16 protein-coding genes are annotated in these 17,012 nt (G+C 70.9%); 8 read left to right on the top strand and 8 right to left on the bottom strand.

The genetic code is table 11. The annotated features are described in order from the left end of the window. Positions 1 to 6 precede the first annotated feature (6 nt). Positions 7 to 753, top strand: a complete 747-nt coding sequence (gene cobS, locus ACH34W_RS05600) for an adenosylcobinamide-GDP ribazoletransferase (protein WP_395959614.1) — start codon at positions 7 to 9, stop codon at positions 751 to 753. 49 nt (positions 754 to 802) lie between these two features. Here the strand turns inward: cobS and ACH34W_RS05595 are convergent, their stop codons facing one another. The 6 genes from ACH34W_RS05595 to ACH34W_RS05570 all read right to left on the bottom strand — a co-directional run bounded on the left by ACH34W_RS05595 (position 803) and on the right by ACH34W_RS05570 (position 7,505). Continuing rightward, complete coding sequence (locus ACH34W_RS05595) at positions 803 to 3,493, bottom strand: fumarate reductase/succinate dehydrogenase flavoprotein subunit (RefSeq protein WP_395959613.1); 2,691 nt, start codon at positions 3,491 to 3,493, stop codon at positions 803 to 805. Further along, positions 3,493 to 4,218, bottom strand: a complete 726-nt coding sequence (locus ACH34W_RS05590; protein ID WP_395959612.1) for an ABC transporter ATP-binding protein — start codon at positions 4,216 to 4,218, stop codon at positions 3,493 to 3,495. Before ACH34W_RS05590 ends, ACH34W_RS05595 begins: the two co-directional genes overlap by 1 nt. Then, a complete protein-coding gene (locus ACH34W_RS05585) occupies positions 4,215 to 4,979 on the bottom strand; it encodes an ABC transporter permease (RefSeq protein WP_395959611.1) in 765 nt (254 codons plus the stop codon). The genes ACH34W_RS05590 and ACH34W_RS05585 overlap by 4 nt, the downstream gene beginning before the upstream one ends. After that, positions 4,976 to 6,361, bottom strand: coding sequence for an ABC transporter substrate-binding protein (locus ACH34W_RS05580; protein ID WP_395959610.1), 1,386 nt, complete (start codon positions 6,359 to 6,361; stop codon positions 4,976 to 4,978). The genes ACH34W_RS05585 and ACH34W_RS05580 overlap by 4 nt, the downstream gene beginning before the upstream one ends. A gap of 19 nt (positions 6,362 to 6,380) precedes the next feature. After that, complete coding sequence (locus ACH34W_RS05575) at positions 6,381 to 6,608, bottom strand: ferredoxin family protein (protein WP_392592649.1); 228 nt, start codon at positions 6,606 to 6,608, stop codon at positions 6,381 to 6,383. Positions 6,609 to 6,692: 84 nt separating this feature from the next. Further along, on the bottom strand, positions 6,693 to 7,505 hold the full coding sequence (locus ACH34W_RS05570) for a GntR family transcriptional regulator (RefSeq protein WP_395959609.1): 813 nt from the start codon (positions 7,503 to 7,505) through the stop codon (positions 6,693 to 6,695). Between the two features lie 210 nt (positions 7,506 to 7,715). On the opposite strand from ACH34W_RS05570, the gene ACH34W_RS05565 reads away from it, so the two are divergent. The 6 genes from ACH34W_RS05565 (at position 7,716) to lipB (ending at position 14,817) form a co-directional block, all read left to right on the top strand. Further along, the gene (locus ACH34W_RS05565) at positions 7,716 to 9,245 is read left to right on the top strand and encodes a leucyl aminopeptidase (RefSeq protein WP_395960050.1); all 1,530 of its coding nucleotides are present in this window, start codon (positions 7,716 to 7,718) and stop codon (positions 9,243 to 9,245) included. 143 nt (positions 9,246 to 9,388) lie between these two features. Further along, entirely contained in the window at positions 9,389 to 10,780 is a 1,392-nt protein-coding gene (gene lpdA, locus ACH34W_RS05560) for a dihydrolipoyl dehydrogenase (RefSeq protein WP_395959608.1), read from the top strand. Between the two features lie 37 nt (positions 10,781 to 10,817). After that, a complete protein-coding gene (gene sucB, locus ACH34W_RS05555; RefSeq protein ID WP_395959607.1) occupies positions 10,818 to 12,302 on the top strand; it encodes a 2-oxoglutarate dehydrogenase, E2 component, dihydrolipoamide succinyltransferase in 1,485 nt (494 codons plus the stop codon). A gap of 76 nt (positions 12,303 to 12,378) precedes the next feature. After that, positions 12,379 to 13,266 (top strand): TIGR01777 family oxidoreductase, encoded by an 888-nt coding sequence (locus ACH34W_RS05550; RefSeq protein ID WP_395959606.1) that lies wholly within the window; start codon positions 12,379 to 12,381, stop codon positions 13,264 to 13,266. A gap of 94 nt (positions 13,267 to 13,360) precedes the next feature. Then, positions 13,361 to 14,095, top strand: coding sequence for a Type 1 glutamine amidotransferase-like domain-containing protein (locus ACH34W_RS05545; protein ID WP_395959605.1), 735 nt, complete (start codon positions 13,361 to 13,363; stop codon positions 14,093 to 14,095). 17 nt (positions 14,096 to 14,112) lie between these two features. Further along, the gene (gene lipB, locus ACH34W_RS05540) at positions 14,113 to 14,817 is read left to right on the top strand and encodes a lipoyl(octanoyl) transferase LipB (RefSeq protein WP_395959604.1); all 705 of its coding nucleotides are present in this window, start codon (positions 14,113 to 14,115) and stop codon (positions 14,815 to 14,817) included. A gap of 149 nt (positions 14,818 to 14,966) precedes the next feature. Here the strand turns inward: lipB and ACH34W_RS05535 are convergent, their stop codons facing one another. Then, positions 14,967 to 15,476: a YfbM family protein gene (locus ACH34W_RS05535; RefSeq protein ID WP_395959603.1), complete on the bottom strand. Its 510-nt coding sequence runs from the start codon at positions 15,474 to 15,476 to the stop codon at positions 14,967 to 14,969. A 121-nt stretch (positions 15,477 to 15,597) separates the two neighbouring features. Beyond that, complete coding sequence (locus tag ACH34W_RS05530; RefSeq protein ID WP_395959602.1) at positions 15,598 to 15,921, bottom strand: YbjQ family protein; 324 nt, start codon at positions 15,919 to 15,921, stop codon at positions 15,598 to 15,600. Positions 15,922 to 15,991: 70 nt separating this feature from the next. On the opposite strand from ACH34W_RS05530, the gene lipA reads away from it, so the two are divergent. Further along, the gene (lipA, locus tag ACH34W_RS05525) at positions 15,992 to 16,921 is read left to right on the top strand and encodes a lipoyl synthase (RefSeq protein ID WP_395959601.1); all 930 of its coding nucleotides are present in this window, start codon (positions 15,992 to 15,994) and stop codon (positions 16,919 to 16,921) included. Positions 16,922 to 17,012: the final 91 nt, after the last annotated feature.

Genomic DNA, 17,012 nt, shown 5'->3' with positions numbered 1-17,012 from the left:
GCCGCTGTGAACGGGCTGCGTCTGGCCGTCTCGCTGTTGACCGCCGTCCCGGTACGGGCGCCGCGCGTCGACCGGGACACCGGGGGCCAGGCGATGATGCTCGCTCCGGTCGTCGGACTCGTCGTCGGCGGCGCCGCGGCACTGGTTCTCGTTCTGGGCGAATGGCTGGGCCTGGCACGGTTCCTCCAGGCGGTGCTGGCGGTCGCGGTCATGGCAGTGATGACCCGGGCGTTCCATCTGGACGGCCTGGCCGACCTCGCGGACGGCCTCGGCAGCGGCCGTCCGGCGCAGGACGCACTGGCGATCATGAAGCGCTCGGACATCGGTCCCTTCGGCGTGGTGACGCTGCTCCTCACGCTGCTGCTCCAGGTGGCGGCGCTGGCTTCAGCCCCGTACGCGCCCGTCGCCGTGCTGATCGCCGCCGTGACCGGCCGCCTGGCACTGCCCTGGGCGTGCCGCACCGGCGTCCCCTCCGCCCGCCCGGATGGTCTGGGCGCCCTGGTCTCCAGCACCATCACCACGCGCACCGCCCTGGCCGTCACCGGAGTCTGCCTCCTTGCCGCGTCCGGCGCGGGCCTGGCCATTGGGCGCCCCCTGTACGCGGTCGCCGCAGTCCTCGCAGGTGTGGGGGCGTCGCTCCTGCTTCTCCGGCACGCCACCCGCCGCCTGGGCGGAGTGACGGGAGACGTCTTCGGAGCCCTGGTCGAGACCGCCACCACGGCAGCTTTGATCGTCCTCGCCCTTCACCTCTGACGCGCGAGCACCCCGTGGAGGTGCCGGCTGGTCGCCCGTGGTGGAGGTGTCAGCCGGTCAGGGCACGGCGGGCGTAGGCACGAACATCGGCGTCGGTGTCGTCCTGGGCGGCGGCCAGGGCGTCGGCGACTTCGGGAATGGCCGCCCATCGCCCCAGACTCATGACGGCGGCCTTGCGGACGTCCAGGTGCGGGTCGTCGAGGGCCTTGATCAGCGCACCCGTGGCCGTCTCCGGTTCCGCTCCGGCCAGGCCCCGGGCCGCGCCCGTCCGGACCTGCCAGGCCGGGTCGTGCAGGGCGGCCACGGCGATCTGGGCGAGGGACCGCGGGGTGCCGATCCCGGCGAGGGCTTCGAGGCCCGCGGCGCGGACGAGGTCGTCGGGATCGCGGAGGAGCGCCCCGAGGGGTCCGGCGGAGGTCCGCGCCCCGATCGTGCCAAGGCCGTGGGCCGCGGCGATCCGGACCTCGCGGTTGGCGTCGGCGGCGGCCTGCGCCACCCCGGCCTCGTCGTCTAGGGAGACCAGGCCGCGCACCGCCTGGAGGCGTACGCGGTGGTCCCCGTCCGACAGGGCCCCGGCGAAGAGGGTGCCGTCACCGAGACGGAGAGCGCGGAGGACGTCGAGCGTCACGGCTCGTACGACCGCGTCCTGGTTGGCGAGAACGGGAAGCAAGGCGTCGCGTACGTCCGCGGTGGCGGGAAGGATCTCGACCAGTTCACGCAACGCGGTCGCGGCGGCATGCCGGACCGAACCGTGCTCGTCCGTGAGCGCCTGAGCGAGCGCGATCGTGACACCGGCGGGCACGACCTCGGTGAGGGTGGCCACGGCTGCTCGCCGCACCTTGGGATCGGGGTCCGCCAGGTAGGGAGCGAGTCGTTCCAAGGGCGGCTCGGTCTCGGCGAGTTCGTGCAGTTCGAGGATGCGGGGCGAACGACCGATGGGACGTGCCTCGGCGGGGGCGGCGGCCACCCTGCCGGCGCCCGCCGAGGGGCCGGACCGGGCGGCGAGGAGGACGGGCTCCGGGTCGCGCTCCGGGACGGTGATCCCCTCGACCGGGACGAGGTACGGCGCGACCGGGCGCTTGAGGAACTCCATCGCCCCGTCCGGGCGGCGGCGAAGGTTGAGGTGGAAGAACCAGGCGGCGTCGTCGCGCTCGGGCAGGTCCGCCCGGTCGTGGTAGAGCCCCCAGCGGCTCTCGGTCCGGGTCAGCGACGACCGCGCCGCCATCTCGGCGCAGTCCCGGATGAAGGTCACCTCGGCGCAGCGCATGAGCTCGTGCGGCGTGCGCGCGCCCATCGCCGCGATCTCGGTCTCCATCCGGGTGAACGTCTCGACGGCGATGTCCAGCCGGGTCGCGGTCTTGGGCGGCGCGACGTAGTCGTTCACGAAGCGCCGCAGCTTGTACTCGACCTGCGGCTGCGGCGGGCCGTCGGGGTTGCGCAGCGGGCGGTAGATCAGCTCGTGCGCGGCGGCGATCTGGTCCTCGTCGAGCGGGCCGCGCTCTGTCTGGCCGACGGTGTGCGCGGCGGCGTCCTCCCCGGCGAGGTCGCCGAAGACGAACGCGCCGATCATGTAGTTGTGCGGCACGCAGGCCAGATCGCCCGCCGCGTACAGGCCAGGCACGGTCGTCCGGGCGTTCTCGTCCACCCACACCCCGGAGGCGGAGTGGCCGCCGCACAATCCGATCTCGGAGATGTGCATCTCGACGTCGTGCGTGCGGTAGTCGTGGCCTCGGCCCGCGTGGAACGTGCCGCGGGTCGGGCGTTCGGTGGTGTGCAGGATCCCCTCGAGCGTCGTCAGCGTTTCGTCCTGAAGGTGGCTGAGCTTGAGGTAGATCGGCCCGCGGGCGGAGTCGATCTCCCGCTTGACCTCGGCCATCATCTGCCCGGACCAGTAGTCGCAGTCCACGAACCGGTCGCCCTGCGCGTTGACCTGGTAGCCGCCGAACGGGTTGGCGACGTAGGCGCAGGCCGGGCCGTTGTAGTCCTTGATCAGCGGGTTGATCTGGAAGCACTCGATCCCGCTCAGCTCGGCTCCGGCGTGGTAGGCCATCGCGTAGCCGTCCCCCGCGTTGGTGGGGTTCTCGTACGTGCCGTACAGGTACCCGCTGGCGGGCAAGCCGAGCCGCCCGCAGGCGCCGGTGGCCAGGATGACCGCGCTGGCCGACACCGTCACGAACTCCCCGCTACGGGTGTCGAAGCCGACGGCGCCCACGGCCCGGCCGCCCGAGGTGAGGACCCGCACCGGCATGACGCGATTCTCGATCTGGACCTTCTCGCGGATGGAACGTTGCCGCAGCACCCGGTAGAGGACCTTCTTGACGTCCTTGCCCTCGGGCATCGGCAGCACGTACGAGCCTGACCGATGCACCCGGCGGACCGCGTACTCGCCGTGCTCGTCCTTCTCGAACTTCACGCCGTAGCGTTCGAGCCGCTTCACCATGGCGAACCCGCGGGTGGCCGTCTGGTGGACCGTTCGCTGGTCGACGATGCCGTCGTTGGCCCGCGTGATCTCGGCGACGTACGCCTCGGGGGTCGCCTTGCCGGGGATGACCGCGTTGTTGACGCCGTCCATGCCCATGGCGAGCGCGCCGGAGTGCCGGACGTGCGCCTTCTCCAGCAGCAGCACCGACGCGCCCTTCTCGGCGGCCGTGATGGCGGCCATCGTCCCGGCGGTGCCGCCGCCGATGACCAGCACGTCGCAGCTCAGCTCGCGCCGCCCGGTCAGGGAGGGGATCTCCATCAGGCCGCTTCCTCCTTCAGGATCGCGACGCCGAGCTCGGCGAGGATCAGGTCACGCAGGCCGGGGCTTTCGTCACGCTGGAACCCAGCGGCGGCGCCGTCGGGGCCGAGCACCACGATCCGGTCGCCGAGCAGCAGCGCCTCGTCCACGTCGTGGGTGACGAAGACGACGGTGGCCGGGGCGTCGGCGAGCACGTCGGCGAGGAGCCGCTGCATGGTGGCCCGGGTCTGGGCGTCCAGCGCGCCGAACGGCTCGTCCATGAGGATCACCCGGGGTTCGGCGGCGAAGGTGCGGGCGAGCTGGACCCGTTGCCGCATGCCGCCCGAAAGCTCGCGCGGCAGCCGGTCTTCCTTCCCGCTCAGCCCGACCCGTTCCAGCCAGCTCAGTGCCTCCACACGGCGGCGGGCCCGCGGGACGCCGCGCACCGCGAGCGGGAGTTCGACGTTGCGGCGGGCGCTGCGCCACGGGAGCAGCGCGTCGTCCTGGAAGACCAGCGCCCGGTCACGGGACGGCCCGGTGATCGGGGTGTCGCCGGCCTGGACGCGTCCTGCCTGGACCTTGAGCAGCCCGGCGAACGCGCGGAGCAGGGTGGACTTGCCGCAGCCGGACGGCCCGACGATGACCAGGACCTCCCCCGCCTCCACGTGAAGGTCGAGGCCGGTGACGACCGGCGTGCCGTCGTAGGCGAGCGTGACCCCGCTCGCGTGCAGGGACAGTGCGCTCATTTCTGCTCCCTCGGCAGCCAGCGGGTGGCGCGGTGCCCGGCCAGCTCGACCGCGCCGGAGGTCAGCCAGCCGAGCAGCCCGATGGTGATCATCCCGACCAGCACGCCGGGATAGTCGACGATCGTGTACGCCTGCCAGGTGCGGTAGCCGACCCCGAAGTCGCCCGAGATCATCTCGGCGGAGATGACGCAGATCCACGCGACGCCCATGCCGACCGACAGGCCCCCGAAGACGCCGGGGAGGACGCCGGGCAGCACCACGGTCGCCAGCACGCGCGCCCGGCTCCCGCCCAGCGTGCGCACCGCGTCCTCCCACACCAGCGGAAGCGCCCTCACGGCGTGCCGCGTGCTCACCAGGATCGGGAAGAACGCGGCGACGAACGTGATGAAGACGATCCCCTGCTCGTTCGCCGGGAAGAGCAGGATCGCCACCGGCACGAGCGCGATCGCCGGAATCGGCCTGACCACCTCGAACAGCGGCTGCAGCACGTTCCCCGCCCAGCGGGACCGGGCCACGGCGATCCCGAGCGCGATGCCGAAGACCGCCGCCAGCGCGAATCCGGTGAGGATGCGGACGAGGCTCTGCGCGACGTCCTCGTAGAACTGGGGGTGCTGGATCTGCCGCTGGAGCTCGCGGGCCACGTCCAGCGGGCCCGGGAACCGGTCGAAGCGCACCCACAGCCGCACGTCCGCGGCGGTGAGCAGGTGCCAGGCGAGCAGGGCGGCGGCGAGCGACGCCAGCCTGGTCAGTTTCGCCGTCATGCGCGTTTCACCGCGTCCTGGTAGCTGACGATCTTGCTGCCCGGGTGGCCCGCCAGGTACCTGCGCGCGACCTCGTCGGTGGCGAACGCCTGGAAGCGCTCGGCGCCGACGGCCTCCGGGTCCTCGACCCACACGTCCTTGTCGGCGAACCAGCGCGTGCCGGTGGTGCCATCGGCGACGTAAACGGCCTTGATCCGTCTGCCCTGCTGCTGCGCGTCCCGTACGCCGCGCAGCAGGGCGACCGGGTCGGCGAACTTCCGGGTCGTCGCCTCCCCTGCGAACCAGATCTCGCCCCCGTCCGGGGTGGCCGTCTTGGCGACGTCAGCGTCGTAGGAGGAGCCGTAGGCCTGGCGGATGTAGGTGTCGTTGATGAACGGCTTGAGGTCGAGGGGCGTCTGGAGCACGCCGATCGACTTCAGGAACGGCACATCGTGGGCGAGCACGTCCTGGAGCTGCTTCTTGAGCGTCACGTCGAACGTGGAGACGCCGCCCGAGCCGTTGTAAAGGTAGACGGCCTCGACGGGAAGCCCGGTGGTCGACGCGACCGACTCGGAGGCCTTGACCGGATTGTCGTTGAGGTAGCGGGTCGCGTCGATCTGCGCCTTCAGGAACTCCTGGAGGATCTTGGGCCTGTCACCGGCGAACTTCTTGCGGACGACAACGCCGTGGAACGTGGGCACGTCCAAGTCGCCGCCGTCGTAGAGCAGGCGGGCCCGGCCCTGTGCGACGAGAACGCCCGGCCACGCCACGAACTGCGAGAGCCCGGCGACCTTGCCCGACTCCAGCGCGGTGGCGCCCACCGACGGCTGCTGGTTCTCGACCTTGACGTCCTTCGCGCCGTCGAACCCGTACTTCTTCGCGGCCTGCACGAACGTGCCATGGCCCGCCGAGCCGACGCTCGTGGAAACCGTCGTGCCCTTGAGGTCGCGCAGCGTCGCGGCCTTGGAGTCCTTGGCCACCACGACGCCGTTAAGCGCGCCCTTCAGGTTGTAGCCGGTGACCGAGACCAGTTCGGTATGCGCGTCCCCGCCCTGGGCCTGGGCGCGCGAGCCGTTGATCAGCAGCGGGTAGTCGCCCATCGAGCCGATGTCGATCTTCCCGGCGAGCATCTGGGCGGTGATCGGCGCACCGGTGTCGTAGTCCTGCCAGACCACGGAGTACTTCTTCCCCTCGGCCCCGCCCAGCTCGTTCAGCCGCTTCTCGAAGTAGCCGAGGGAGCGCAGCAGGGTACCCGCGGTGACGGTGTTGATGGTCTTGGACTGGTAGCCGACGACGACCCGTACCGAGCCGCCTTCGCTGGAGGCGTTCCCGGCGACGGTGCAGCCGGCCAGCAGGGACAGGACGGGCAGGCCTGCGACGGCCACCGCGATCTTGCGGTTCATGAGCGTGTCCTTCGAGGGTTCAGCGGAGGAGGTACGGCATGTTCACGGTCACGGCGCCGGTGGGACAGCGGTCGGCGCAGGGGCCGCAGTACCAGCACTCGTCCACGTGCATGTAGGCCTTGCCGGTCTCCGGGTGAACGGCGAGGGCGTCCAGGGGGCAGACATCGACGCAGAGGGTGCAGCCGTCGATGCAGAGGGCCTCGTCGACGGTGACGGGGACGTCGGCGCGGTTCTCGGCCAGGGACATCGCGATGCTCCAAGGGCTGGACGGGCTCGGTGGCAGGACGGGCTCGGTGGCAGGGCGGGTTCGGTGGCAGGGCGGGTTCGCGGGTCAGAAGGGCTCGGTGGGCTGGACGGTCCCAGGGGACTCGCCCCGGCGGAGGGTGCCGCTCATGGTGATGCGGTCGCCGCGGAAGCGGATGAACTCGAGATCGACGGGACGGCCGTCGGCGAGGTGGGTCAGGCGTTCGACCATGAGCAGGGCGGCCCCACGCGGGGCTTGGAGCATCGCGGCGGAGTGCGGGTCGGCGTTGACCGCCTCCACGGTGAGCTCGCCGAGCCCGAGCGGCTGGCCCGAGATGCGTTCCAGCAGGACGAAGATGTCGGTGTGCGTCAGGTCCTCGGCGAGCAGCTGCTCGCCGAGGTCCCGCGCGACATAGGTGAGGTCGAGCGAGAGCGGGAGCCCGTTGAGCCGGCGCAGCCGCTCGATGTAGACCACCGGCTCCCCCGCGGGCAGCCGCAGCCGGGTAGCGATCTCCCGTGGCGGCGTGATCAGGCCGGTCGTGCGCACCTCGTTGGTGACCTCGCCGTGCTCGCGCAGTGTCTCGGCCAGGCCGAGCAGGCGTTCCAGACCGTGCGGGTACTTCTCGGTGGCCACCGTCGTGCCGACGCCGGGACAGCGTTCGATCAGACCCTCCGCCCGGAGCAGGTCGAGTGCGTCCCGGACGGCGTTGCGAGAGGTGGCGAAGTCGCGGACCAGTTCCGCCTCGGTGGGCAGGACGCCCGACCGGAAGTTGCCGTGCAGCACCTGCCGGCGCAGCACGTCCGCGATCTGCCGGGCCCGGTCCGCCCGCAGCCGCCGGGCGTCGGTGAGGGTCAGCGCCCGCGCCTGCGCTCCACCGTTCATGGAGTCTCTGCTGGTCACGGGCAAGAACCTACTAAAACGGTCGGAATAGTGGAATAGTTCGGGGGCTACGCCACCCCGAACGCCCCGAGAATGCCTCCGACCTGCGGAAAGGCGCCGAGCCACGACCATTACGCCACCCGCGCCGGGGACGGCATGTCCGTTCCCGGCACGCCGAGCGGATCGGAGACGGTGCGGGGAGGAACGATTCAGGGGACGAGCGGGAAGGCAATGCTTGATCCAAAAGGGCGAAACCGGTCACCAGGAGGACTAACATCGGACTACGTGACGAGCATCAGCCTTGACAGCGCAACCAACGCCGCCCTGGACGCCGACGCGATCGTGATCGGCGTCGTCCCCGCCGACGCCGGCCCACAGCCGGCTGCGGGCGCCGAGGAGGTCGACCGGGCGCTGGACGGGCGGCTCGCGAGCGCGCTGGCGGCGATGGGCGCGACCGGCAAGGCCGGTGAGGTCACCAAGCTCCCGACGCTCGGCGCCGTGACCGCGTCCGTGATCGTCGCGGTCGGGCTCGGTGATGAGCACGGCACCGAAGAGCTGCGGCGGGCCGCCGGTGCCGCCCTCCGTGCTCTGGCGGGCACCACCAAGGTCGCCGTTGCACTCCCTGCGGCTTCAGCCGAGGAGACGAGCGAAGTCGCCCTCGGCGCGCTGCTCGGCAACTACGACTTCGGTGCCTACCGCACCGGCGAGCAGAAGAACCCCGTCGAGCAGATCACGGTCGTGGGCGAGCGCGGCGTCGAGGGCGGCATCGAGCGCGCCCGCACGCTCGCCGACGCGGTGACGCTGGTGCGCGACCTCGTCAACACCCCGCCGTCCGACCTCAACCCCGAGGTCTTCGCCGAGACCGCCGAGCGGATCGCGGGCGAGTCCGGCCTGGACGTGGAGGTGCTCGACGAGAAGGCGCTCGTCGAGGGCGGCTACGGCGGCATCGCGGGCGTCGGCCAGGGTTCGGTCAACCCGCCGCGGCTCGTCCGCCTCGCCTACCGCCACCCCGAGGCCACCAAGACCCTCGCCCTGGTCGGCAAGGGCATCACCTTCGACTCCGGCGGCCTGTCCCTCAAGCCCTCCGAGGCCATGGACTGGATGAAGTCCGACATGGGCGGCGCCGCCGCGGTGCTCGGCGCGCTCCAGGCCCTCGCGACGCTCCGCCCCAAGGTCAACGTGGTCGGCTACCTGGCGCTGGCGGAGAACATGCCAAGCGGCACGGCGCAGCGTCCGTCCGACGTGATCCGCATCTACGGCGGCAAGACCGTCGAGGTCCTCAACACCGACGCCGAAGGCCGCCTGGTCCTGGCCGACGCGCTCATGCGTTCCGGCGAAGACTCCCCCGACCTGATCGTGGACGTCGCCACCCTGACCGGCGCCCAGCTCGTCGCGCTGGGCACGCGCACCACCGGAGTCATGGCCAACGACGACGGCGTCCGTGAGAAGGTGGTCGCGGCGGCCGAGCGCGCCGGGGAGCCCTCCTGGGGCATGCCGCTGCCGGCCGAGCTGCGCAAGGGGCTCGACTCCTCGGTGGCCGACATCGCCAACATCAGCGGCGAACGCTGGGGCGGCATGCTGGTCGCGGGCGTCTTCCTCAAGGAGTTCGTCCCGGACGGCGTTCGCTGGGCGCACCTGGACATCGCGGGCCCCTCCTTCAACAAGGGCGAGCCCTATGGGTACACCCCCAAGGGCGGGACCGGTGCCGCTACGCGTACTTTGGTGGAAATCGCCGAAGACCTCGCGGCCGGAAACCTGTGAGTTCCCGGTCAGACCAGAATTGAATAGATTTCCTCACGGCTACGGGGCCGCCCGCCTGAGGTGCGCCCCGTACCGCCGTGAGGGTCGGCCCGGCACGCTCGGGACCGGCGAGCCAGACTGAGTACCGGAAGAGGGAGCGTCCAGTGGCCAACAGCGGCCCCTTCGACATCGTCGTCCTAGGTGGTGGCAGCGGCGGATATGCGTGTGCACTCCGAGCTGCCGAGCTCGGGAAGTCCGTGGCGCTCATCGAACGAGACAAGCTGGGCGGGACGTGCCTCAACCGGGGCTGCATCCCGACCAAGGCCCTGCTGCACGCGGCGGAGGTGGCCGACCAGACGCGCGAGGCCGCGACGTTCGGCATCAAGGCCAGCTTCGAGGGCATCGACGTCGCGGGCGTCAACGCGTACAAGGACAAGATCGTCTCGACCACGGTCAAGGGCCTGGCCGGCCTGATCAAGTCCAAGGGCATCACGGTCGTCGAGGGCGACGGCAGGCTCACCGGGCCGGCCACCGTCGAGGTGACCGGCTCCGGCGGCGAGAGCACCACGCTGGAGGGGCGGCACATCGTGCTGGCCACCGGTTCGGTGCCGAAGTCGCTGCCCGGCCTGGACATCGACGGAGAGCGGGTGATCTCCAGCGATCACGCCCTGGTGCTGGAGCACGTGCCGGCCTCGGTCGTCGTCCTCGGCGGCGGCGTCATCGGCGTCGAGTTCGCCAGCGTGTGGCGCTCGTTCGGCGCGGAGGTCACCATCGTCGAGGCGCTGCCGCACCTGCTGCCGCTGGAGGAGGAGTCCAGCTCCAAGCGGCTGGAGCGGGCGTTCCGCAAGCGCGGCATCAAGTACGAGCTGGGCGTGAAGTTCCAGGGCGTCAAGCCGACCCCGGGCGGCGTCTCGGTGACGCTGGACAACGGCAAGACGATCGACGCCGAGCTGCTGCTCGTCGCGGTCGGCCGCGGTCCGGTCTCCGAGGGCATCGGGCTGGAGGAGGTCGGCGTCCAGACCGAGCGCGGCTTCGTCAAGGTCGACGAGTTCTGCCAGACCAGTGTCTCCACGATCTCGGCTGTCGGCGACCTGATCCCGACCCCGCAGCTGGCCCACGTGGGATTCGCCGAGGGCATCCTCGTCGCCGAGCGCCTGGGCGGGCTCAACCCGCCGGCGATCGACTACGACGGCGTGCCGCGCATCACCTACTCCGACCCCGAGGTCGCCGCGGTGGGGATCACCACCAAGGTCGCCGCGGAGCGCGGTTACGAGATCAAACAGGTCACCTACGACCTCGCCGGGAACCCCAAGAGCAAGATCCTCGGGACCCAGGGCGAGGTCAAGGTGATCGCGGCCGTGGACGGCCCCGTCCTCGGCATCCACATGGTCGGTGCGCGTGTTGGCGAGCTCATCACGGAGGGGCAGCTGATCTACAACTGGGAGGCCCTCCCCGCGGAGGTCGCCCAGTTGATCCATCCCCACCCGACCCAATCCGAAGCGGTCGGCGAAGCACATCTCGCTCTCGCCGGCAAGCCATTGCACGTGCACGGCTGAACGCCCGCACAGGAAATTCGAAGGAGTCGCGAGAGCCATGCCGGTCTCCGTCACAATGCCCCAGCTCGGCGAGAGCGTCACCGAGGGCACCGTCACCCGCTGGCTGAAGAAGGAGGGTGAGCACGTCGAGACGGACGAGCCGCTCCTGGAGGTGTCGACCGACAAGGTCGACACCGAGATCCCTTCGCCTGCGTCGGGCATCCTGACCAGCATCACCGTCGCCGAAGACGAGACCGTCGAGGTCGGCGCCGAGCTGGCGGTCATCGGGGACGAGGGCGACGCCCCCGCTCCGGCGGCCGAGCCCCAGGAGGAATCCGCGCCGCAGCAGCAGGCCGAGCCGCAGCAGGCCGCCCCGGCCCAGCAGCAGGCGCCCGCCCAGCAGGGCCCGCCGCCCGCCGCGTGGCCGCCGCCCGCCCAGGCCCCGCAGGCCCCGCCTGCGCCGCCGCAGCCCGCCCAGCCGCCCGCGCAGCCGCCGGCCCAGCAGCAGCCCACGCCGCCGCAGCCGGCCCCTGTCGCTGAGGCGCCCTCAGGTGACGGCCCGTACGTGACGCCGCTGGTCCGCAAGCTCGCCGCCGAGCACAACGTCGACCTCACCAAGGTCAACGGCACCGGCGTCGGCGGCCGCATCCGCAAGCAGGACGTGCTGGAGGCCGCCCGCGCCGCCCAGGCCGCCGCACAAGCGGCGCAGGCCCCGGCGCCGCAGGCTCCGGCCGCCCCGGCGCAGGCCCCCGCCGCGCCCGCTCAGGCACGCGCCGCCGCACCGGCTCCGGCCACCCCGACGGCCGAGGCCGCCGCGCTGCGCGGCAAGACCGAGAAGATGTCGCGCATCCGGCAGACCATCGCCCGCCGCATGGTCGAGTCGCTGCAGGTCTCCGCGCAGCTCACCACCGTGGTCGAGGTGGACATCACCAAGATCGCCCGCCTGCGTGACCGCGCCAAGGCCGACTTCCAGGCCCGCGAGGGCGTCAAGCTGTCGTTCCTGCCGTTCTTCGCGCTGGCGACGATCGAGGCCCTCAAGTCCCACCCCAAGGTCAACGCCGTCATCAACAGCGAGACCAACGAGGTCACCTACCACGACGTCGAAAACCTCGGCATGGCGGTCGACGTCCCCGAGCGCGGCCTGATGGTCCCGGTCATCCACAACGCCGGCCAGCTCAACCTGGGCGGCCTGGCCCAGCGGATCGCCGACGTGGCCGAGCGCACCCGCACCAACAAGGTCAGCCCCGACGAGCTGGCCGGCGGCACGTTCACGCTGACCAACACCGGCAGCCGCGGCGCGCTGTTCGACACCCCGATCCTCAACCAGCCGCAGGTCGGCATGCTCGGCACCGGCGCCGTCGTCAAGCGCCCCGCCGTCATCGACGACCCCGACCTGGGCGAGGTCATCGCCGTCCGGTCCATGGTCTACCTGGCCCTGACCTACGACCACCGCCTCATCGACGGCGCCGACGCCGCCCGCTTCCTGGGCACCATCAAGCACCGCCTCGAAGAGGGCAACTTCGAGGCAGAGCTCGGTCTGTAGGCTTCGCCGCCAAACAAGCCCAAGACCCCGCCGTTCCTGCGGGACCGGCGGGGTCTCGGCGTTCTAGGGTGGCGGCATGAAGGTCGCCATCACTGGGTCAAGCGGTCTCATCGGCGGCGCGCTGGTCAAGGATCTGCGCGGGGACGGGCACGAGGTCCTGCGGCTCGTACGGCGTGAGCCCGCGAAGCCGGACGAGGGGCGATGGGATCCGCAGGGAACGGTCGACACCAGGGCCTTGGAGGGCTGCGACGCGGTCGTGCACCTCGCCGGCGCGGGAATCGCCGACCGGCCCTGGACAGACTCGTACAAGCAGAAGATCCGGGACAGCCGTGTGCGCGGCACACAGGTGCTGGCCGAGGCGATCGCAGGGCTGGGCGGCAAACCGAGGGTGCTGGTGTCCGGATCGGCCATCGGGTACTACGGCGACACCGGCGGCCGGGAGGTCGACGAGGAGGCGCCGATGGGCAGCGGTTTCCTGGCCGAGCTGGTCCGGGACTGGGAGGCCGCCGCCAGCCCCGCGGCCGACGCGGGCGTACGGGTCGTGCACGCGCGGACGGGGATCGTCCTGGCGCGGGAGGGCGGCACGCTCGGCAAGACCTTGCCGCTCTTCAAGCTCGGGCTTGGCGGGAAGCTGGGCGACGGGCGGCAGTGGGTCAGCTGGATCTCGATCACCGACCACCTCGCCGCGCTACGCCACCTGATCGACCACGACCTGGCCGGGCCGGTCAACCTGACCGCACCCAAGCCCGTGACGAACGCGACGTACACACAAGCCGTCGGGCAGGCCCTGGGGCGACCGACAGCGCTCACCGTGCCCAAGTTCGCGCTGAGACTGGCGCTCCGCGAGCTGGCGGACGAGGGCCCGCTGATCAGCCAGCGCGTGCTGCCGCGGCGGTTGGAGGCGTCCGGCTTCACTTTTGCCCACTCGGACGTCGATTCGGCCGTCAGTGCGGCCATCAGGTGAACAAGCACCCCAAGAAACAACAAAGTCACGCTGGATTCCAGCCGGTAGCCGTACGGTGACTATCAGACGTGAGCTCCAATCCGGAGGCGAGACCATGAGCACCGAAGGGCAGCCGCACATCGTCGCGATCGGCGGGGGGAGCTTCCTGCCGGACGGCCGGTACGGCGCGACGCCCAGCCCCCTGCTGCGCTACGCCCTCGATCTGACCGGGCAGGACCGGCCCCGGATCTGCTTTCTGACCACGGCCCTGGGCGACGGCGCCGAACACATCGCCAAGGGCTACGCCGCGTTGTCCCAGCTGGACGCGGAGGTCAGCCACGTGGCGTTCTTCCCGATGCCCAACGTGCAGGACATCCGGTCCCACCTGCTGAGCCAGGACCTGGTGTACGTGTTCGGCGGCAGCGTGGCCAACCTCCTGGCCGTGTGGCGGCTGCACGGAGTGGACGAGATCATGCGCGAGGCGTGGAACGAGGGCGTGGTGCTCTCCGGCCAGAGCGCCGGGGCGCTGTGCTGGCACGTCGGCGGCAACACCGACTCGTTCGGGCCCCAGCTGCGGCCGCTGACCGACGGCCTGGGCCTCCTGCCGTACTCCTGCGGCGTGCACTACGACAGCGACGGCCAGCGCCGCCCCCTGCTCCAGCAGCTGGTCGGCGAGGGCACCCTGCCGGGCGGGTACGCCGCGGACGAGACGGTGGCCCTCCATTACGTGGGGACCGAGTTCGTCCAGGCCGTCTCGTACACCAAAGACGCCGGCGCGTACCGCATCGAGCCGGACGGCGGCGCCGCCAAGGAGAGCAGGATCGACCCGAGGCTTCTCGCCGCGATGTGAGGCATAAGCTGAACGACGTGAGCGAACTGGACGTACGCGACGATGTACGCGAGCTGGTCTTCGTCCACGTGGGCTTCGGCACCGCCGCGGTCCCGTACGAGAAGGCCTGGGACCTGCAACGACGCACCCAGGAACGGCGGATCGACGACGAGATCACCGACACCGTCCTGCTGCTGGAGCACGAGCCCGTCTACACCGCGGGCAAGCGCACCGGCGCCCTGGACAGGCCGATCGGGGACCCGGGCGCACCGGTGATCGAAGTCGACCGCGGCGGGAAGATCACCTGGCACGGCCCAGGGCAGCTCACCGGATATCCGATCGTGAAGCTGCCCGACCCGCGCGGCGGCGTCGCGTTCGTCCGCCTGCTCGAGCACATGATGATGGCCGTCTGCGCGGAGTTCGGCCTGGAGACGAAGTTCGTCGAAGACCGCAGTGGCCTCTGGGTGCCCGGCACCCCCGACCGCAAGCTGGGCTCGATCGGCCTCCGCGTCCGGCGCGGCGTGACGATGCACGGCTTCCAGCTCAACTGCGACTGCGACATGTCATGGTTCGACCGGATCATCCCGTGCGGCATCAGCGACGCCGGCTCAACGTCCCTCTCCAAGGAACTGGGCCGCCGGGTCACCGTCGCCGAGGTCACCCCCCTGGTAGAACGCCACCTGACCGACGTGCTGGGCGCCACCGCCCCCCTCCACCGCACCACCGCCCAACTAGACGTCTGACCCCAACCGGCGCCAGTTTCGTTGACCCCACAGGCGCCAGGTTCGTTCAGCCTCTGGGTGAACGACGGCGCGGCGGGCGAGGCTGGGGCCAGACAGCACAAAACACCGGCCCGGGTCATGACTTCGGGGCCGGTTGGTGCTCCAGCGGGTCAGGAGTGGGTCATGACCTTGAAGACGGCCTGACCGTCGGCTGCCGCCTTGGCGAAGAACCCGGTGAGGTTCTCGTAGGCGGGCTTGAGCACGCGGTCACGGGTCTTGGCGTCCAGGGCGGCGGCGTCCTGCACCTCGGCGGCGGCCATCGCGGCCGGGTCGTACCGTTCCGCGATCGCACCGAACGGGGTGTCCGCCAGATGGTCCGCGGCGGGCTTGACCCGGTCCGGAGCCAGGAAGATCACGTCGATGCCGAGCTCGGCCGCGCCGTCCTCGGTCAGCAGCCGCCCGCCGCACACGACGTCGGACTCCGGCTGGCGCCCGTCCCACGGATCTCCCGTGATCAGGTAGTGCAGCGCCTGCCAGTGGCCGCCGAGATCGAGTACCTGTTCGGCGGGCTGGCGGCGCCGCCAGTCGGGCGTGCCGAAGACGAGTCGGGCGACCCGGCCCGGGTCCGGCTCCCCCTCCATCGTCGGCGGCACCCTGAGGTACGACATTGCCAGGCCCACGGTGGTTCCTCCTGCGTATGACATGACGACAGGGAGTCACCTTAGAGAGATCAAATGCTACCGAGGGTGGAAACGCGGGAATCGGCCTATGTCCGGCCGTGTGATCTTCCTAATTCTTGCCTCAGACCCGCTTACGGATCTTCACCGCGGTGCCGTACGCGCACATTTCCTGCCCCATGCCGCCGAGGTCGTTGGCGTCGAAGCGCATCGCCAGGATCGCGTCCGCACCGAGGTCCCGGGCGGCCTCGGTCAGGCGGTTCTGCGCCTCGACCCGGGCCTGCTCAAGCATCTTGGTCATGCCCTTGAGCTCACCGCCGAACGCCGACTTGAGCCCGGCGCCGACCTGCGAGCCGACATGGCGGCTGCGCACGGTCAGCCCGAAGACCTCGCCCACCACCTCGGTGATCTCGTACCCCGGCAGATCGTTCATCGTGCTGATCAACATGGTCGCCCCCTGGGCGATCTCTACCCGCCCTGATGTGCCGAGAAGCCAGGCCGGCACGTAATCTGTGGGGGTGACGACGGTGACCCCTGAGGGGCGCAAGCTCCTGCGCATTGAAGCCCGCAACGCCGAGACCCCCATCGAGCGCAAGCCCGACTGGATCAAAACCCGGCTGAAGATGGGGCCGCAATACCGGGAGCTCACCAAGCTGGTGAAGTCCGAGGGTCTGCACACCGTCTGCCAGGAGGCGGGCTGCCCCAACATCTACGAGTGCTGGGAAGACCGCGAGGCCACGTTCCTCATCGGCGGCGACCAGTGCACCCGCCGCTGCGACTTCTGCCAGATCGACACCGGCAAGCCCGCCGAGTTCGACCGGGACGAGCCGCGCCGCGTCGCCGAGTCCGTCGTCCAGATGGGCCTCAAGTACGCCACGGTCACCGGCGTCGCCCGCGACGACCTGGAGGACGGCGGTGCCTGGCTGTACGCCGAGACCGTACGCCAGATCCACGCGGCGATCCCCGGCTGCGGCGTCGAGCTGCTGATCCCCGACTTCAACGCCGAGCCCGACCTGCTCGCCGAGGTCTTCGGCTCCCGCCCCGAGGTCCTCGCCCACAATGTCGAGACCGTGCCGCGGATCTTCAAGCGGATCCGCCCGGGCTTCCGCTACGAACGTTCCCTCGACGTCATCACCCAGGCACGCGCCGCCGGCCTGGTCACCAAGTCCAACCTCATCCTCGGCATGGGCGAGACCCGCGAGGAGGTCTCCGAGGCCCTGCGCGACCTCCACAAGGCCGGCACCGAGCTGGTGACGATCACCCAGTACCTCCGCCCCAGCCCCCGCCACCACCCGGTGGAACGCTGGGTCAAGCCCGAGGAGTTCGTCGAGCTCTCCGCCGAGGCCGAGGAGATCGGCTTCGCCGGAGTCATGTCCGGCCCGCTGGTCCGCTCCAGCTACCGCGCCGGCCGTCTCTACCAGCAGGCGATCGCGGCGCGCGGTATTTAACGGCCTGTGCGGACCGGCCGCCCGAGGCTCAGGTAGCGCGTTCGCGTGCGGGGCTGGGGTGTCTGTCCAGGGGTGGGACACGACTATCCTT

It is taken from the genome of Actinomadura sp. 6N118, assembly GCF_044326415.1.
Lineage (GTDB): Bacteria > Actinomycetota > Actinomycetes > Streptosporangiales > Streptosporangiaceae > Spirillospora.
This window is presented reverse-complemented; position numbering and strand designations above follow the sequence as displayed.